The following is a 17451-nucleotide window of genomic DNA, read 5'->3' as shown; positions in this document are numbered from 1 at the left end:
CCAATCGACGACGATTGCCAGATCGCAGTGTGTAGACCAAAAGTGTATACACTTTTCACCATCCACCGTATCATGCAGCCATGGAATCTTCCTCCACCAGCGCCATCGTCGACGCGCTGACTCGCGCCATCGTAGAGCACCGCCTGCAACCCGGCACCAAGCTGGCCGAGCAAAAGCTGGCCGACCACTTTGGCGTGTCGCGCACGCTGGTGCGCCAGGCGCTGTTCCAGCTCGCACAGAACCGCCTGGTCACGCTGGAGCCCGCGCGTGGCGCGTTTGTGGCGACGCCCTCGGTCGAGGAGGCGCGGCAGGTGTTTGCCGTGCGCCGCATGCTGGAGACCGAGATGACCCGCGCCTTTGTGCGCAGCGTGACCCCTGCCAAGCTCAAGGCCCTTCGCGCCCATGTCGCCAGCGAAAAGGCCGCCATGGGCACGCAGGACGCCAGCACCCGCACCGAGCTGCTGGGCGACTTTCATGTGCGCATGGCCGAACTGATGGGCAACGAGGTGCTAGCGCAGATGCTGGGCGACCTGATCTCGCGCTGCGCTCTCATCACGCTGATGTACCAGTCGGCCAGCGCAGCAGAACACTCGCACGAGGAGCATGCCGACATCGTGGCGGCCCTGGCCGCGCGCGACGAAGAGCGCGCTGTCGCCCTGATGCAAAGCCACCTCGAACATGTCGAAGCCAGCCTGACCTTTGACCGCAAGCGCCCTGCCAGCGACCTGGCTGCCGCCCTGGCCTCTTGAAACCCACTAAACCATGATCTACGACGCAACCCAGGCCTACCCCCGCGACCTCATCGGCTACGGAAAGAACCCACCGCATGCACAGTGGCCGGGCGGCGCGCGCATTGCCGTGCAGTTCGTACTCAACTACGAAGAAGGCGGCGAGAACGCGGTGCTGCATGGCGACGCGGGCAGCGAGCAGTTTCTGTCTGAAATGTTCAACCCGGCCAGCTACCCCGAGCGGCACATGAGCATGGAGGGGATCTACGAATACGGCTCGCGGGCCGGCGTGTGGCGCATCCTGCGCGAGTTTGAAAAGCGCAATCTGCCCCTTACCGTGTTCGGTGTATCGACCGCACTGCAACGCCACCCGGAGCTGACTGCGGCCTTTGTGGAACTGGGCCACGAGATCGCCTGCCACGGCCTCAAGTGGATCCACTACCAGCACATCCCCGAAGAAGTCGAGCGCGCCCACATGGCCGAGGCCATGGCCATCATCGAACGCATGACCGGCCAGCGCGCCACCGGCTGGTACACCGGCCGCGACAGCCCCAACACCCGCCGCCTAGTGGCCGACTATGGCGGTTTTGAATACGACAGCGACTATTACGGCGACGACCTGCCCTTCTGGATGAAGGTACAAAAGACCGATGGCAGCGCAGCGCCCCAGCTCATCGTGCCCTACACGCTGGACTGCAACGACATGCGCTTTGCGCTGCCTCAGGGCTACTCACACGCCGACCCGTTCTTTCAGTACATGAAGGACACGTTCGATGCGCTGTACGCCGAGGGCGACCCCAACGGCGACAACGCGCCCAAGATGATGAGCATTGGCATGCACTGCCGCCTGCTGGGCCGCCCCGGGCGCATCACGGCGCTGCAGCGCTTTCTGGACCACATCGCACAGCACGACCAGGTGTGGGTCGCGCGGCGCATCGACATTGCCCGCCATTGGGCGCAGCACCACCCTGCGCCAGCTTTATGAGTCAAATTGGCCTCCAGCGCTTATTCAATAAGCGCGAGCAGCTCACTTTTTTGAAGCACCTACCATGCCACTGACCCTGGAACAATTCAACGCCGCCAGCCCCGCCGAGGCCCTGGCGCTGCTGGACGGGCTGTACGAACACTCGCCCTGGATTGCCGAGCAGGCCCTGGCGCAGCGGCCCTTCCGGACGCTGGCGCACCTGAAGCACGCGCTGGCGCAGGTGGTGCGTACCGCCGGGCCAGACGCCAAGCTGGGCCTGATCCGCGCCCACCCCGAGTTGGCGGGCAAGGCCATGGTGGCGCAAAACCTCACGGCCGAATCGACCAACGAACAATCCAAGGCGGGCCTGACGCAGTGCACGCCTGAAGAGTTCGCGCGCATCCAGCAGCTCAATGCGGACTACAACGCACGTTTTGGTTTCCCCTTCATCCTGGCCGTGCGCGGACCGCGCGGCGCGGGGTTGAACAAGCAGCAGATCATCGACACCTTTGCGCGGCGGCTCGACAACCACCCGGAATTTGAGGTGGCCGAGGCCTTGCGCAACATCCACCGCATTGCCGAGATCCGCCTCGCCGACAAGTTCGCCGCCGAGCCCGTGCTGGGCAACGACGTGTGGGACTGGCATGAAAAGCTGGCCGAACACTCCGACCCTGGCTTTGCCGAAAAGGGCCAACTCACCGTCACCTACCTGACCGACGCGCACCGCGCCTGCGCCCAACGCATCAGCCACTGGATGCGCGACTGCGGTTTTGACGAGGTCGAGGTGGACGCTGTGGGCAACGTGGTGGGGCGCTACCACCCGGCCCCTGACGCAGCACAGGGCAAGTACCTCATGACGGGCAGCCACTACGACACCGTGCGCAATGGCGGCAAGTACGACGGGCGCCTGGGCATCTTTGTGCCCATGGCCTGCGTGCGCGAGCTGCACCGCGCGGGTCGCCGCCTGCCGTTTGGCATCGAGGTCATCGCTTTTGCCGAAGAGGAAGGCCAGCGCTACAAAGCCACCTTCCTGGGTTCGGGCGCGCTCATCGGGCACTTCAACCCCGCATGGCTCGACCAGAAGGATGCCGATGGCGTGACCATGCGCGCGGCCATGCAGCATGCGGGCCTGTGCATTGACGACATCACCAAGCTACAGCGCGACCCGGCACAGTACCTGGGCTTCATTGAAGTCCACATCGAACAGGGCCCGGTGCTCAACGAGCTGGACCTGCCCCTGGGCGTGGTCACCTCCATCAACGGTGGTGTGCGCTTTGTGGGCGAGATGATCGGCACCGCCAGCCACGCAGGCACCACCCCTATGGATCGCCGCCGCGATGCGGCTGTGGCCGTGGCGGAGTTGGCGTTGTACATCGAGCAGCGCGCCGCCCAGGACGGAGACTCGGTGGGCACGATCGGCCTGCTCAACGTGCCCGGCGGCTCCATCAATGTGGTGCCGGGCCGCTGCCAGTTCAGCCTGGACCTGCGTGCGCCCACCGATCCGCAACGTGACGCGCTGGTGCGAGATGTGCTGGACCAGCTGGGGCAGATTGCTGCCCGGCGCGGCCTGCGCAATACGCTGGAGCAATCCATGCGCGCCGCCGCCGCCCCCAGCGCCCCGGCCCTGCAGCACCATTGGGAGCGTGCGGTGGACCACCTGGGCGTGCCCGTGTTCCGCATGCCCAGCGGCGCGGGCCACGATGCGATGAAGCTGCACGAAATCATGCCGCAGGCCATGCTGTTTGTGCGCGGAGAAAACTCCGGCATCAGCCACAACCCACTCGAATCCACCACCAACAACGACATGCAGCTGGCCGTGGACGCCTTCACCCAGGTGCTGCACCAGCTTGCCGAGGAAACCCACCCATGACCACTCCCACACCGGCCTCTTACGCCGCCCTGGACGCCTGGATCGACCAGCACTTTGACGAAGAAGTGCGCTTCTTGCAGGCCCTGGTGCGTGTGCCCACCGACACCCCACCCGGCAACAACGCCCCCCACGCCGAGCGCACGGCAGAGCTGCTCACCGAGTTTGGCTACACGGCAGAAAAACATGCCGTGCCCGCCGCCGATGTGTTGGCCTACGGCATGGAGTCGATCACCAACCTCATCGTGCGTCGCCAGTACGGTGCGCAGGGCAGCGGCGGTAAGACCATTGCGCTGAACGCCCATGGTGACGTGGTGCCTCCGGGCGAAGGCTGGACGCACGACCCCTACGGTGCCGAGATCGTCGATGGCGCCATGTACGGCCGCGCCACCGCCGTGAGCAAGAGCGACTTTGCAAGCTTCACCTTTGCCGTGCGGGCCTTGGAAGCCGTGGCCAGACCCACCCAGGGCGCGGTAGAGCTGCACTTCACCTACGACGAAGAGTTTGGCGGCGAACTCGGTCCCGGCTGGCTGCTGCAAAAGGGGTTGACGAAGCCCGACCTGATGATTGCCGCAGGCTTCAGCTACGAAGTGGTCACCGCCCACAACGGCTGCCTGCAGATGGAAGTGACGGTGCACGGCAAGATGGCCCATGCCGCCGTGCCCCACACCGGAGTGGATGCCCTGCAGGGCGCCGTGCACATCCTGAACGCGCTGTATGCGCAGAACGATGCGTACAAGAAGGTCACGTCCAAGGTCGAAGGCATCAAACACCCCTACCTGAACGTAGGCCGCATCGAGGGTGGCACCAACACCAACGTGGTGCCCGGCAAGGTGATGTTCAAGCTCGACCGCCGCATGATCCCCGAAGAGAACCCGGTGGAGGTCGAAGCCAACATCCGCCGCATCATCGAGCAGGCTGCGGGCGAGCGCGCGGGCATCAGCGTGGACATCAAGCGCTTGCTGCTGGCCAACGCCATGACCCCGCTGGCGGGCAATGCGCCGCTGGTGCAGGCCATTCAGAAACACGCGCAGACGGTGCTTGGCGAGCCTGTGCCCGCCGTGGGCACGCCGCTGTACACCGATGTGCGCCTGTACGTAGAGCGCGGCATTCCCGGCGTGATTTACGGTGCAGGCCCCCGCACGGTGCTCGAATCGCATGCCAAGCGGGCCGACGAACGTCTGCAGCTGGAAGACCTGCGCCGCGCCACCAAGGTGATTGCCCGCACGCTGAGCGACCTGCTGGCCTGAGCCGCTGCATAAGAAACGGTAATGCCAGAAGCGCATCACTACAGCGTTTCAATGTCATGACCGGGTTGCCTCCTGCAGCCCAGTGACCGGCCTACACTGACGCGGGCGCATCCATCCGGTGGGTGCGCCCGTCGTCATTTTCAAAGACCAACAAACAACCCAGGAGATACCTCATGAACATCCGCCAAACGCTGCTGGCTGGCAGCGTCGCGCTGGCCCTGGCCAGCCTCACCGCCTGCGGCAGCACGCCGCCCGCGGCCACCGCACCTGCCGTACAGCAGACCGCCTCGGCCCAGGCCGCGAGCGCCGCGTACGACTTTGACATGGACGTGTTCCACCCCGTGGTGGCGCGCAATGGCATGGTCGCGACCGAGCAGGAGCTTGCCTCGAAGATCGGCCTGGACATCCTCAAGGCCGGTGGCAACGCAGTGGATGCGGCCGTGGGCATCGGCTTTGCGCTGGCCGTGGCCCTGCCCAATGCGGGCAACCTGGGTGGTGGCGGCTTCATGGTGGTGCACGACGCCAAGACCGGCAAGAGTGTGGCCCTCGACTTCCGCGAAGTCGCACCTATCAAGGCCACGCGCGACATGTACCTGGATGCCAAGGGCAACGTGGTGGACGGCAAGTCGCTGTACACCCACTACGCCGTAGGCGTGCCCGGCACCGTGGCGGGCATGGAGCACGCACTCAAGAGCTGGGGCACCCTGCCCCTGTCGCGTGTGATCGCCCCGGCCATCGAACTGGCCGACAAGGGCTTCCCGGTGAGCGAAACGCTCGCCAAGATCCTGCAGCAAGAGAAGAAGAACATGGGCCAATGGCCTGCCACCCAGGCCATCTTCTGGAAGAACGGCGAGCCCCTGAAGGTGGGTGACCCGCTGGTGCAAAAAGACCTGGCCCAGTCCATGCGCCTCATCGCCCAACAGGGCGCCAAGGCGTTCTACGAAGGCGAGATCGCCCAGAAGATCGCCGCCGAAATGGCCCCACACGCCGGTGCCCTGACGCTGCAGGACCTGCGCGAATACAAGGTGGCCGAGCGCGTGCCCACGCGCGGCACCTACCGTGGCTACGAGATCGTGACCATGCCCCCACCCTCCTCGGGCGGCCCGCACCTGGTGCAGATCCTGAACATGCTGGAACCCCTGCCCCTGGCCCAGTGGGGCCCCAACAGCGCGCAGACCATCCACTACATGGCCGAGAGCATGAAGCTGGCATATGCCGACCGCGCCGAGTACCTGGGCGACCCGGACTTCGTGAAGATCCCGCTCAAGGGCCTGACCTCCAAGCGATACGCCGCATCGCTGGCCAAGGGCATCGACGCCAACACCGCACGCAGCGGCAAGAGCATCAAGCCCGGCCAGCCACAGCCGTATGAAAGCGACCAGACCACCCACTACTCGGTGGTGGACAAGACCGGCAACGCCGTGGCCGTGACCTACACGCTGAACACCAACTTCGGCAGCGGCATCGTCGCCAAGGGCACGGGCATCTTGCTCAACAACGAGATGGACGACTTCTCGGCCAAGCCCGGCGTGGCCAATGCCTACGGCCTGGTCGGTGGTGACGCTAACGCGGTAGCCGCCAAGAAGCGCCCCCTGTCGTCCATGACGCCCACCCTGGTGCTGAAAGACGGCAAGCCCACGCTGGTCACCGGCAGCCCCGGCGGCGCGCGCATCATCACCACGGTGCTGCAGACAGTGGTGAACACCATCGACTTCGGCATGAACCCTGCCGAGGCCGCTGCCGCACCCCGCGTGCACCACCAGTGGACGCCGGACGAGCTGCGCGTCGAAAAGGGACTGTCGCCCGACACCATCGCCCTGCTCAAGCAGCGCGGCCACAACATCGCGGTGAAGCCGTCGATGGGCCGCACGCAGACGATCCAGATCCGGGGCGGCGCGCTGTACGGCTACTCCGACCCTCGCAACCCCGACGGCAAGACGCTCGGCTACTGATTGCCAACCCCCGCCTCGCGCGGGCTGTGTTTAGTTGTCTGTATGTGCCAGGCCACGCCCCACAAGGGCGTGGCCTTTTTCATTGCAGCCTTCGCGACACCATGCGGGCATACCCTCATACCGCCCACCACCAGACTTGCCTACAGTTCTTGTATGCAAGATTTGCGTTCAAAAAGCTACTGAAGGAGTTGGCATGCCCCGGTTTTTCAAATCCCTTTTTGGCCAGGTGGTGCTGGCCTTGATAGCCGGTGTGGTGGTAGGCCTGGTCTGGCCCGACACCGCCATCGCGCTCAAGCCCCTGGGCGACGGTTTCATCAAGCTCATCAAGATGCTGATCCCGCTCATCGTCTTCTGCGTGGTGGTGCATGGCATCGCAGGCACCGGCGACCTGCAGCGGGTGGGCCGGGTGGGCATCAAGTCGCTGATCTACTTTGAATTGGTGACCACCATCGCGCTGCTGTTGGGCCTGGCGCTGGCTTTCTGGTTCGAGCCGGGTGTGGGCATGAACGTGGACCCCAAGGCGCTGGACCCCAAAGCCATGGGCGCCTACGCCGAGAACGCCAGCAAGCTCACCGGGGGCGGCTTCACCGACTTCTTGCTCAAGCTCATTCCCACCACGGCCGTGAGCGCGTTCGCCAACGGCGATGTCTTGCAGGTACTGCTGTTCTCCATCGTTTTTGGCTGTGCACTGGCCATGCTGGGTGAGCGCGGGGCACGGGTCACGCTGCTGATCGAAGACCTGTCGCACGTGCTGTTCAAGACGATGGGCATCATCATCAAACTCGCCCCTCTGGGTGTGCTCGGCGCCATTGCATTCACCGTGGGCAAGTATGGCCTGGGCTCCCTCAAGCAGCTGGGCATGCTGGTGGCGCTGTTCTACGCCGCCGTGGCCATCTTCGTCGTGGTGGTGCTGGGCCTCATCATGCGGCTGTCGGGCTTCAGCCTGTTCAAGCTGCTGCGCTACTTGCGCGAGGAGCTGGCCGTGGTGTTTGCCACCACATCATCCGACAGCGTGTTGCCGCAGATCATGGCCAAGCTCAAGCACATGGGCATCCGCGAATCGACCGTGGGCCTGGTGATCCCCACGGGCTACTCATTCAACCTGGACGCGTTCTCGATCTACATCACGCTGGCAGCCGTGTTCATCGCCCAGGCCACCAACACGCCAATCTCCATGGCCGACCTGTTGACGATCCTGGCGATCTCGCTGGTCACCTCCAAGGGCGCACACGGTGTGCCGGGCTCGGCCATCGTGGTGCTGGCGGCCACCTTGCAGGCGATCCCTGCCATCCCGGCCATCGGCCTGGTACTGGTGTTGTCGGTGGACTGGTTCATGGGCATCGCCCGCGCGCTGGGCAACCTCGTCGGCAACTGCGTCGCCACCGTGGCCGTGGCGGCGTGGGAGGGCGATATCGACCGCGAACGTGCCCATGCCGTGCTCGACGGCCGCGAGCCCCCATCGCCACGCGCCTGAGCGGGCATGGCATCTGTGCAGCACGCGACAATCCAGCCATGAGCATCAACCAGACCCAGATCGCCCAGCAGGTGGTGGAATCCATCCTTGCACAAAAACTCTCGCCCGGCGAGCGCCTGGGCGAGCAGGAGCTGGCCGATCTGTTCGGCGTGAGCCGCACGCTGGTGCGCGAAGCCCTCATGCAGCTGCAGGCGCGAGGTTTTGTTGAAGTGCGCTCGCGCCGGGGCTGGTACGTGGTGGAGCCCTCGGTAGAGGATGCACGCGATGCGTTTTCGGCCCGGCGCATCATCGAATCGGGCATCCTGGCCGATGCGGGCCGCCCTCTGCAAACCGTGACCCGCCGCCTGCGGGCGCACATTGCCGACGAGCAGCAGGCCATCGAAGGCGCCGATGCCGCCACACGCGCCTTTCTGCTCGCAGACTTTCACGTCTGCCTGGCCGAGGCGATGGGCCACCGCAGCCTGAGCGACATCCTGCGCGACCTCACGGCGCGCACCACCTTGGCCGCCTCGCTGTACCAGTCGCAACACGCGGCCAGCCAATCCTGCGCCGAACATGCCGCCATCGTGGAGGCGCTGGAGGCCGGCAACACCGCGCTGGCCCGCGAACGCATGCTGGCCCACATCGGCCATGTGGAGGGCGCCCTGAACCCCGGCCAACCGCTGGTGCGCGACCGGCTGCGTGAATCCCTCGCACCGTTGACCGGTCAACGCACCAAGGCGGCATCCACAGACCGGGGCTAGGCCAAGCCGCACACGCGGTACTTATCCGCCCCCAAACCTCCCGACGACCTTCGTTGAAGGCGGGCGGTCGATTTGCTGCGCCATCTTCTAAGGGTTTACCGGGATAAGCGCGCCCGGTCATTTTGTATACGATTTTTGTATGGACACTTGTGCACCATCTGGCACAGGTGTCCATTCCGTATTCACACCCCAACCCCCGAAGGACACCCATGAACCCGCCCGTACACCCCGTGGACGAACACCTGCCCCTGGGCCGACTCACGGCGCTGGGCCTTCAGCATGTGCTGGTGATGTATGCGGGCGCCGTGGCGGTACCGCTCATCGTGGGGCGTGCGCTCAACCTCACGCCCGACCAGGTGGCCAAACTGATCTCGGCCGACCTGTTTGTGTGCGGACTGGTCACGCTGATCCAGGCGCTGGGCGCCTCGCGCTGGTTTGGCATTCAGCTGCCGGTGATGATGGGGGTGACCTTTGCCTCGGTGGCGCCCATGATCTCGATGGCGCAAAGCACCGGGGGCACGGCTGGGGCCGGGCTGATCTTTGGCTCGGTGATCGGCGCGGGCGTCATCTCCATCCTGATCGCTCCGCTGGTCAGCCGCATGCTCCGTTTCTTCCCGCCGGTGGTCACCGGCACCATCATTGCGGTGATCGGCATCAGCCTGATGCGCGTGGGCATCAACTGGATCTTCGGCAACCCTGTGGGCCCCACGGCGCCCAGCGTGCCCAACCCCGAGCACCTCAAGTGGCTGGCCGATGCGCAGGCCGCTGCCGGAGCCCCCGGCTCGTCACTGCCACCGGTGCCCAAGGGGTTTGCGGTGGTGCCCACGGTGCCCAACCCCAAATACGCGGACCTGACCGGCGTGGGCATCTCGGGCCTGGTGCTGCTGTCCATCTTGCTGATTGCCAAGTTCGCCAAGGGCTTCATCGCCAACATCTCGGTGCTGCTGGGCATCGTGATCGGTGCGGTGGTGGCCGTGGGCATGGGCCTGATGCACTTCGACAAGGTAGCCAAGGCGCAGTGGTTTGACCTGGTGCTGCCGTTCGAGATCGCAGCCCCGGTGTTCGACCCCATCCTCATCCTGACCATGACCCTGGTGATGATCGTGGTGATGATCGAATCCACCGGCATGTTCCTGGCCCTGGGCGAGATGACCGACCGCAAGGTGGACCAGGCGGCCCTGACGCGCGGCCTGCGCACCGACGGCCTGGGCACGCTGCTGGGGGGCATCTTCAACACCTTTCCGTACACCAGCTTCTCGCAGAACGTGGGGCTGGTGGCCGTCACGGGTGTCAAGAGCCGCTTTGTGTGTGTGGCCGGGGGCGTGATCCTGATCGTGCTGGGCGTGCTGCCCAAGATGGCGGCGCTGGTCGAGTCGCTGCCCACCATGGTGCTGGGCGGCGCGGGGCTGGTGATGTTCGGCATGGTGGCGGCCACGGGCATCCGCATCCTGGGCGGGGTGGACTTCAAGACCAACCGCTTCAACGCCATGATCGTGGCCGTGTCGATCGGCGTGGGCATGGTCCCGCTGATCGCGCCCAGCTTCCGCCAGTGGATGCCACATGCCATCCACCCCCTGATCGAATCCGGTATCCTCCTGGCCTCGATCACGGCGGTGGCCCTGAACGTTTTCTTCAATGGCGCCAGCCGCGACACCTCCGCCGCTGTCAACGCCGCACGCCAGGCCGACGCCCACTAGCGTCTCGCCTGCCCGCTGCCGAAAACCTGCCACCACCCGCGTGGCCCGCCCCCTGTCCGCCACGGCTGCCAGGGGGTTTTGGCTTCATGCTGCATACGCATAAACCTGCATGTCCGCCGCCCACGCCATCGGGTACCCTTGTTTTTGCTTTCCGCTCAGGACTTCCAGGATTTCCGCATGACACAGAATATTTCCGCCGCCGAACAGGCCTTGCGCGACGCTGCACGCGAATACCACCGCAACCCCACACGGGGCAAGATTTCGGTCACCCCCACCAAGCCTTTGTCCAACCAGCGCGACCTGTCGCTGGCCTACTCGCCGGGCGTGGCCTACCCTTGCCTGGACATCGCCGCCGACCCCTCCAAGGCGTTTGACTACACATCGCGCGGCAACCTGGTCGCCGTGATCACCAACGGCACGGCCGTGCTGGGCCTGGGCGACATCGGCCCGCTGGCCAGCAAACCGGTGATGGAGGGCAAGGGCTGCCTGTTCAAGAAGTTCGCAGGCGTTGATGTGTTCGACATCGAACTGGCCGAGCGCGACCCCGACAAGCTCATCGAGATCATTGCTGCGCTGGAACCCACGCTGGGCGGCATCAACCTCGAAGACATCAAGGCGCCCGAGTGCTTCTACATCGAGCGCGAACTCAGCAAGCGCATGAACATCCCGGTGTTCCATGACGACCAACACGGCACGGCCATCATCAGCAGCGCCGCGCTGCTCAATGGTCTGGAGCTGGTGGGCAAGGACATTGGTGCGGTGAAGATCGCCGTATCGGGCGCGGGCGCTGCCGCCATTGCCTGTGTGGGCGTGATGGTGGGCCTGGGCGTGAAGGTGGAGAACATCTTCATGTGCGACTCCAAGGGCGTGATCTACGAAGGCCGCCCCGGCGGCTACGACGAGTCCAAGGCCCGCTATGCCCGCAAGACCGACGCCCGCACGCTGGCCGACGCCGTCAACGGCGCCGACGTGTTCCTGGGCTGCTCGGCCCCGGGTGTGCTCACCGCCGAAATGGTCAAGACCATGGCGCCCAAGCCCATCATCCTGGCGCTGGCCAACCCCGAGCCCGAGATCCGCCCCGAGCTGGCCAAGGCCGTGCGCCCCGACTGCATCATCGCCACGGGCCGCTCGGACTACCCCAACCAGGTCAACAACGTCCTGTGTTTCCCATATATCTTCCGGGGCGCACTCGATTGCGGCGCCACCAAGATCACCGAGGCCATGAAGCTGGCCTGTGTGCGCCAGATCGCCGACCTGGCCAAGGCCGACATCAGCGAAGAAGTGGCCAGCGCCTACGCAGGCAAGGAGCTCACCTTTGGCCCCGACTACCTCATCCCCACGCCATTCGACTCGCGGCTGATCCTCAAGATCGCGCCCGCCGTGGCCAAGGCTGCAGCCGAATCGGGCGTGGCCACGCGCCCCATCGAAGACATGGAGGCTTACAAAGAGACGCTGTCGCGTTTTGTGTACCAGACCGGCATGCTGATGCGCCCCGTGATCAACGCGGCCAAGGCCCTGCCCGATGCGCAAAAGCGCGTGGCCTACGCTGACGGCGAAGACGAGCGCGCACTGCGCGCAGCGCAGATGGCCATCGACGACAAGATCGCCCACCCCATCCTGATCGGCCGCCCCGCCGTCATCGCCGCCCGCATTGAAAAGGCCGGCCTGCGCATGCAGATCGGCAAGGACGTGGAGGTGTGCAACCCTGAGGACGACCCACGTTTCCGCCAATACTGGGAGCACTACCACGCGCTGATGAAGCGCAATGGCGCCACGCCCGAAGTGGCCAAGGCCGCCGTGCGCCGCTCCAACACCATCATCGCCTCGCTGATGGTCAAGCTGGGCGATGCCGACGCCATGATCTGCGGCCTGGTGGGCCTGTACGAAACGCACCTGGAGCGCATCCACAGCATCATCGGCCGCCAGGAAGGCGCCAACAACTACGCCGCCCTTAACGCGCTGATGACCAACCGGGGCACGCTGTTCATTGCCGACACCTATGTGAACGAAGACCCCACGGCCCAGCAGTTGGCCGACATCGCCTGGATGTCGGTGCAGGAGGTGCAGCGTTTTGGCATTCCGCCCAAGGTGGCCTTCCTGTCGCACTCCAGCTATGGTTCGTCCAAGCGCGCATCGGCCCGCAAGATGCGCGAGGCGCGCGACCTCTTCGTGGCCGCCCACCCCGGGATCGAGTGTGATGGCGAACTGCACGGTGATGCCGCGCTGGAGCCGAACATCCGCAACGCCTACATGGCGGACTCGACCCTGACGGACTCGGCCAACCTGCTGATCTGCCCCAACCTGGATGCCGCCAACATCCTCTACAACGTGCTCAAGACCACCACCAGCGGTGGCGTCACGGTGGGCCCCATCCTCATGGGCGCCGCCGCCACGGCCTACATCCTGACCCCGGCCGCCACCGTGCGCCGTGTGCTCAACATGACGGCCCTGGCCGTGGCGAGCGCGGCCGCCCGGCCACGCTGAGTGCACCGTGCTGCGCTGGCCTTAAGTAGGCCGTGAACAGGCCATGCGCAGGCCAGTCCACCCACCGTTCCAACGGGGCCCACGGGCCCCGTTTTTCATGGGCGCGACAGCCCCTCGCACTGCGTCTGCACCATTTCGGGAAACTCAGCATGTTTGCATGCACCACTTCGGTGAACAATGGAACGCAGCAAAACACCCACATGCGCAAACCGGGCATCGTTTTTGCTGACTGCAGGTATATGCCCCTTGGATGGGGCCCATGCCTTCCCTCACCGCATTTCCCCTCGCCCGACAGGAGCCCCCGATGAAAAAAAGACTGTTTATGCAAACCGCTGCCGCCCTGGCTCTGATCGGCGGAACCTCGCTGGCACAGGCCCAGGCCACCACGCCCATCAAGTTCCAGCTCGACTGGCGTTTTGAAGGCCCCTCCGCGCTGTTCCTGCAGCCGGTGGCCAAGGGTTACTTCAAGGCCGCAGGGCTGGACGTCGCGGTGGACGCGGGCAATGGATCAGGCGGTGCCGTGCAGCGCGTGGCCTCGGGCACATATGACATGGGTTTTGCCGACCTGGCCGCCGTGATGGAGTTCCACGCCAACAACCCCGACGCGCAGAACAAGCCCGTCGCGGTGATGGTGGTCTACAACAACACCCCCGCCTCGGTCATGGCGCTGAAAAAGAGCGGCATCACCAAGCCCGCCGACCTGGCGGGCAAGAAGCTGGGCGCACCCGTTTTCGACGCGGGCCGCCGCGCATTCCCCATCTTCCAGAAGGCCAACGGCATCGGCGCCGTGACCTGGACCGCCATGGACCCGCCGCTGCGCGAAACCATGCTGGTGCGCGGCGATGTGGACGCCATCACCGGCTTCACCTTCACCTCGCTGCTCAACCTGGAAGCCCGTGGCGCCAAGGCCGCCGACGTGGTGGTGCTGCCCTACGCGGACTTCGGCGTGAAGCTCTACGGCAACGTGATCATCGCGTCGCCCAAGCTCATCAAGGAGAACCCGGCCGCCATCAAGGCGTTCCTGTCTGCCTTCACCAAGGGGGCCAAGGAAGTGATCGCCAACCCCGCCGCCGCCATTGAGCATGTGAAGGCGCGCGATGGCATCGTGAACGTGCCCCTCGAAACCCGCCGCCTGCAACTGGCCATCGACACCGTCATCAACAGCCCCGACGCACGTGCAGAAGGCTTTGGCCAGCTCAAGGCCGGCCGCCTCTCGCTGATGGCGTCGCAGGTGTCGGACGCGTTCAACACCAAGACACGTGTGAACGCCGAAGATGTATGGAACGCCAGCTTTCTGCCCAGCACCGCTGAGCTGAACATCCTGCCGAAGAAGTAATTACTATCAATTTGATAGCTGCAGGCGCATTATGCTATTGCGCTTGTGGCCTTTCTGAGCACAAAAACTTCCATGCAGGCTGCTGACAATTATTTTGTGGACTTCCGCGACGTCTGGCTCGCCTACAACGACGAACTGCGCGCGAAGAACCAGTTTGCGGTGGAGGCCATCGACCTGCAGGTGCGGCAGGGCGAGTTCATCGCCATCGTCGGCCCCTCGGGCTGCGGCAAGTCCACCTTCATGAAGCTGGCCACGGGGCTGAAGATGCCGTCGATGGGCAAGATCCTCATCGACGGGCAGCCGGTGACGGGGCCGCTCAAGGTCTCGGGCATGGCCTTCCAGGCGCCTTCGCTGCTGCCCTGGCGCACCACGGTGGACAACGTGCTGCTGCCGCTGGAGATCGTCGAGCCCTACCGCAGCCACTTCAAGCAAAAGCGCAAGGAGTACGAAGAGCGTGCCCGCAAGCTGCTGCAAAAAGTGGGGCTGGCGGGCTACGAGGACAAGTTCCCCTGGCAGCTGTCCGGCGGCATGCAGCAGCGCGCCAGCATCTGCCGCGCGCTGATCCACGAGCCCAAGATGCTGCTGCTGGACGAGCCCTTTGGCGCGCTCGACGCCTTCACGCGCGAGGAGCTGTGGTGCATCCTGCGCGACCTGTGGACCGAGCAGAAATTCAACGTGATCCTGGTCACACACGACCTGCGCGAGTCGGTCTTCCTGGCCGACACGGTGTACGTGATGAGCAAGAGCCCGGGTCGGTTTGTGGTGAGGAAGGAGATCGAGCTGCCCCGCCCGCGCGACCTGGAGGTGACCTACACCAAGGAATTCACCGACATCGTGCATGAACTGCGCGGCCACATCGGCGCACTGCGCAAAGCAGGCGCGCCCATCCAGCAGTAACCCGTAAACCGCCCCACCATGCACAAGAAAACTGTAGAGCGCTGGTCTCCCTGGCTGCTGCTGACCGCCACCATTCTGCTGTGGCAAATCATCTGCTCGGCCTTCAGCATCCCTGAATACCTCTTCCCCAGCCCCTGGGCCATCGGCGTACAGCTGACGGAGTTCAGCGGCGTCATCGCAGGCCACGCCTGGCGTACCTTCTGGGTGACCATGGCCGGTTTTGGCATCGCCATCGTGGTGGGGGTGCTGCTGGGCTTTGTGATCGGCTCTTCACGCCTGGCCTACGCCGCCGTGTACCCGCTGATGACGGCCTTCAACGCGCTGCCCAAGGCAGCGTTCGTGCCCATCCTGGTGGTGTGGTTCGGCATTGGCGTGGGCCCGGCCATCCTCACGGCCTTTCTTATCAGCTTCTTCCCCATCATGGTCAACATCGCCACCGGCCTCGCCACCCTGGAGCCCGAGCTGGAAGACGTGCTGCGCGTGCTGGGCGCCAAGCGCTGGGATGTGTTGACCAAGGTGGGCCTGCCACGCTCCATGCCGTACTTCTACGGCTCGCTCAAGGTCGCCATCACCCTGGCCTTTGTGGGCACCACGGTGTCGGAGATGACTGCTGCCAACGAAGGCATTGGCTACCTGCTCATCAGCGCGGGCTCGTCCATGCAGATGGGCCTGGCGTTTGCAGGCCTGATGGTGGTGGGAGCGATGGCCATGGTCATGTACGAGCTGTTCAGCTGGATTGAAAAACGCACCACGGGCTGGGCGCATCGCGGGTCGCAGGGAGAGTAGGTAGGGTTGCATCCCCTGAGTCGCCTTCAGCGCCTTCACCCTTCTCCCGAATCGCTAGCGCGATTCGGGAAGGGGAACACCGCCAGCGCAAGGGATGCGCCGGCAGCCCCTTGGCACAAGCAGTTGCCCAACGCGCCGCACGGCGGCATATACTGCCCGCCCCTTCTGGATAGCAGGATTTCCCGGCATGCGCCCGTCGCTTCTTTTGCACTCCCTGGCACTTTGCACCGCCCTGGGCCTGGCGGCCTGCGGCGGCACGACACCAGCCCGGCCGACGGTGGCCGTCGATGCGCAGCCGTCCACCGCGGCACCCCTTCGCATTGGCATCGCCCTCGGAGGCGGCGCAGCCAAGGGCTTTGCGCACATCGGCGTGATCAAGATGCTGGAGGCCAATGGCTTTGCGCCTGCCGTCATCTCCGGCACCAGCGCGGGCAGCGTGGTGGGTGCCCTGTATGCCAGCGGCATGAACGCCTTTGACATGCAGGAAAAGGCCGTGGCGCTGGACGAGGCCAAGATCCGCGACCTGCAGCTCTCGTCCGGCGGGCTGGTGCTGGGCCAGAAACTCGAAGACTATGTGAACGAGCAGGTGCGCCGCAAGCCGCTGGAGCAGATGGCCAAGCCCTTTGTGGTGGTGGCCACACGGCTCGAAGACGGCGAGCGCACCGTGTTCGCACGCGGCAACACCGGCCAGGCCGTGCGTGCATCGAGCAGCGTGCCCGGCGTGTTCCAGCCCGTCACCATCGGCAAATACCACTTTGTGGATGGCGGCATCGTGAGCCCCGTGCCGGTGGATGCCGCACGCCAACTGGGCGCCGACATCGTGATTGCCGTGGACATCTCCAACAAGGCCCGTGGCCAGACGCCGGGCAACATGCTGGGCGCGCTGAACCAGTCGATTGCCATCATGGGCCAGAAACTGGGCCAAGCCGAGCTGGCCCGGGCCGACGTGATCATCCGTCCCCAGGTGCTGGACATCGGCGCTGCTGACTTCAGCCAGCGCGCCAATGCCATCGTGGAAGGCGAAAAAGCCGCCCTGGCCGTGATGCCGCAGATCCGCGAGCGCATCGCCCAGTTGCAGGCCGAGCGCGCGCGCGCCGCGCAACTGACCCAGCAGAAGGCGCAGGAGACTGAGTACAAGGCCTGCATGGAGAACCGCTCCCGCTTGCAGCGGCTGGCCGGCATGGCAGGAATGAGTGAGCCATGCACTGCGCCGACGACTGCCAAGTAGGCACATCGCCCTGCGCAATACGGCGGGCGGCGCCTAGCCAAGCGG

The 17451-nt window shown here is 65.1% G+C and carries 13 protein-coding genes; all 13 read left to right on the top strand.

The window, feature by feature from the left end; genetic code table 11:
- Positions 1–80 precede the first annotated feature (80 nt).
- Complete coding sequence (locus OIN59_RS16310) at positions 81–749, top strand: GntR family transcriptional regulator (RefSeq protein ID WP_274112123.1); 669 nt, start codon at positions 81–83, stop codon at positions 747–749.
- A 13-nt stretch (positions 750–762) separates the two neighbouring features.
- Positions 763–1713, top strand: coding sequence for an allantoinase PuuE (puuE, locus tag OIN59_RS16305; protein ID WP_274112122.1), 951 nt, complete (start codon positions 763–765; stop codon positions 1711–1713).
- A 64-nt stretch (positions 1714–1777) separates the two neighbouring features.
- The gene (gene uraD, locus OIN59_RS16300) at positions 1778–3562 is read left to right on the top strand and encodes a 2-oxo-4-hydroxy-4-carboxy-5-ureidoimidazoline decarboxylase (RefSeq protein ID WP_274112121.1); all 1785 of its coding nucleotides are present in this window, start codon (positions 1778–1780) and stop codon (positions 3560–3562) included.
- A complete protein-coding gene (locus OIN59_RS16295; protein ID WP_274112120.1) occupies positions 3559–4809 on the top strand; it encodes a M20 family metallopeptidase in 1251 nt (416 codons plus the stop codon). Before uraD ends, OIN59_RS16295 begins: the two co-directional genes overlap by 4 nt.
- A 173-nt stretch (positions 4810–4982) precedes the next feature.
- Positions 4983–6761, top strand: coding sequence for a gamma-glutamyltransferase (ggt, locus tag OIN59_RS16290; RefSeq protein ID WP_274112119.1), 1779 nt, complete (start codon positions 4983–4985; stop codon positions 6759–6761).
- A 193-nt stretch (positions 6762–6954) separates the two neighbouring features.
- Positions 6955–8235, top strand: coding sequence for a C4-dicarboxylate transporter DctA (locus OIN59_RS16285; protein WP_274112118.1), 1281 nt, complete (start codon positions 6955–6957; stop codon positions 8233–8235).
- 38 nt (positions 8236–8273) lie between these two features.
- The gene (locus tag OIN59_RS16280; protein ID WP_274112117.1) at positions 8274–8978 is read left to right on the top strand and encodes a GntR family transcriptional regulator; all 705 of its coding nucleotides are present in this window, start codon (positions 8274–8276) and stop codon (positions 8976–8978) included.
- Between the two features lie 209 nt (positions 8979–9187).
- Complete coding sequence (locus tag OIN59_RS16275; protein WP_274112116.1) at positions 9188–10675, top strand: nucleobase:cation symporter-2 family protein; 1488 nt, start codon at positions 9188–9190, stop codon at positions 10673–10675.
- A gap of 177 nt (positions 10676–10852) precedes the next feature.
- Positions 10853–13159 (top strand): NADP-dependent malic enzyme, encoded by a 2307-nt coding sequence (locus OIN59_RS16270; protein ID WP_274112115.1) that lies wholly within the window; start codon positions 10853–10855, stop codon positions 13157–13159.
- Between the two features lie 304 nt (positions 13160–13463).
- A complete protein-coding gene (locus tag OIN59_RS16265; protein ID WP_274112114.1) occupies positions 13464–14495 on the top strand; it encodes an ABC transporter substrate-binding protein in 1032 nt (343 codons plus the stop codon).
- Positions 14496–14567: 72 nt separating this feature from the next.
- Positions 14568–15392 carry an ABC transporter ATP-binding protein gene (locus tag OIN59_RS16260; protein ID WP_274112113.1) on the top strand — a complete coding sequence of 275 codons (825 nt, stop codon included), beginning with the start codon at positions 14568–14570 and terminating at the stop codon, positions 15390–15392.
- An 18-nt stretch (positions 15393–15410) separates the two neighbouring features.
- Positions 15411–16178, top strand: a complete 768-nt coding sequence (locus tag OIN59_RS16255; protein ID WP_274112112.1) for an ABC transporter permease — start codon at positions 15411–15413, stop codon at positions 16176–16178.
- Positions 16179–16365: 187 nt separating this feature from the next.
- Complete coding sequence (locus OIN59_RS16250) at positions 16366–17406, top strand: patatin-like phospholipase family protein (RefSeq protein ID WP_274112111.1); 1041 nt, start codon at positions 16366–16368, stop codon at positions 17404–17406.
- Positions 17407–17451 lie beyond the last annotated feature (45 nt).

The organism is Acidovorax benzenivorans, from assembly GCF_028680575.1.
In the GTDB taxonomy this organism is placed as follows: Bacteria; Pseudomonadota; Gammaproteobacteria; order Burkholderiales; family Burkholderiaceae_C; genus Acidovorax; species Acidovorax benzenivorans.
Note: the sequence above shows the minus strand (reverse complement) of the source record. Positions and strands in the feature narration are given on the sequence as shown.

Excerpts from the sequence above, each read along its gene's own strand:
- OIN59_RS16310 (WP_274112123.1), top strand. The coding sequence starts at position 81 with ATGGAATCTTCCTCCACCAGCGCCATCGTCGACGCGCTGACTCGCGCC.
- puuE (WP_274112122.1), top strand. The coding sequence starts at position 763 with ATGATCTACGACGCAACCCAGGCCTACCCCCGCGACCTCATCGGCTAC.
- uraD (WP_274112121.1), top strand. The coding sequence starts at position 1,778 with ATGCCACTGACCCTGGAACAATTCAACGCCGCCAGCCCCGCCGAGGCC.
- OIN59_RS16295 (WP_274112120.1), top strand. The coding sequence starts at position 3,559 with ATGACCACTCCCACACCGGCCTCTTACGCCGCCCTGGACGCCTGGATC.
- ggt (WP_274112119.1), top strand. The coding sequence starts at position 4,983 with ATGAACATCCGCCAAACGCTGCTGGCTGGCAGCGTCGCGCTGGCCCTG.
- OIN59_RS16285 (WP_274112118.1), top strand. The coding sequence starts at position 6,955 with ATGCCCCGGTTTTTCAAATCCCTTTTTGGCCAGGTGGTGCTGGCCTTG.
- OIN59_RS16280 (WP_274112117.1), top strand. The coding sequence starts at position 8,274 with ATGAGCATCAACCAGACCCAGATCGCCCAGCAGGTGGTGGAATCCATC.
- OIN59_RS16275 (WP_274112116.1), top strand. The coding sequence starts at position 9,188 with ATGAACCCGCCCGTACACCCCGTGGACGAACACCTGCCCCTGGGCCGA.
- OIN59_RS16270 (WP_274112115.1), top strand. The coding sequence starts at position 10,853 with ATGACACAGAATATTTCCGCCGCCGAACAGGCCTTGCGCGACGCTGCA.
- OIN59_RS16265 (WP_274112114.1), top strand. The coding sequence starts at position 13,464 with ATGAAAAAAAGACTGTTTATGCAAACCGCTGCCGCCCTGGCTCTGATC.
- OIN59_RS16260 (WP_274112113.1), top strand. The coding sequence starts at position 14,568 with ATGCAGGCTGCTGACAATTATTTTGTGGACTTCCGCGACGTCTGGCTC.
- OIN59_RS16255 (WP_274112112.1), top strand. The coding sequence starts at position 15,411 with ATGCACAAGAAAACTGTAGAGCGCTGGTCTCCCTGGCTGCTGCTGACC.
- OIN59_RS16250 (WP_274112111.1), top strand. The coding sequence starts at position 16,366 with ATGCGCCCGTCGCTTCTTTTGCACTCCCTGGCACTTTGCACCGCCCTG.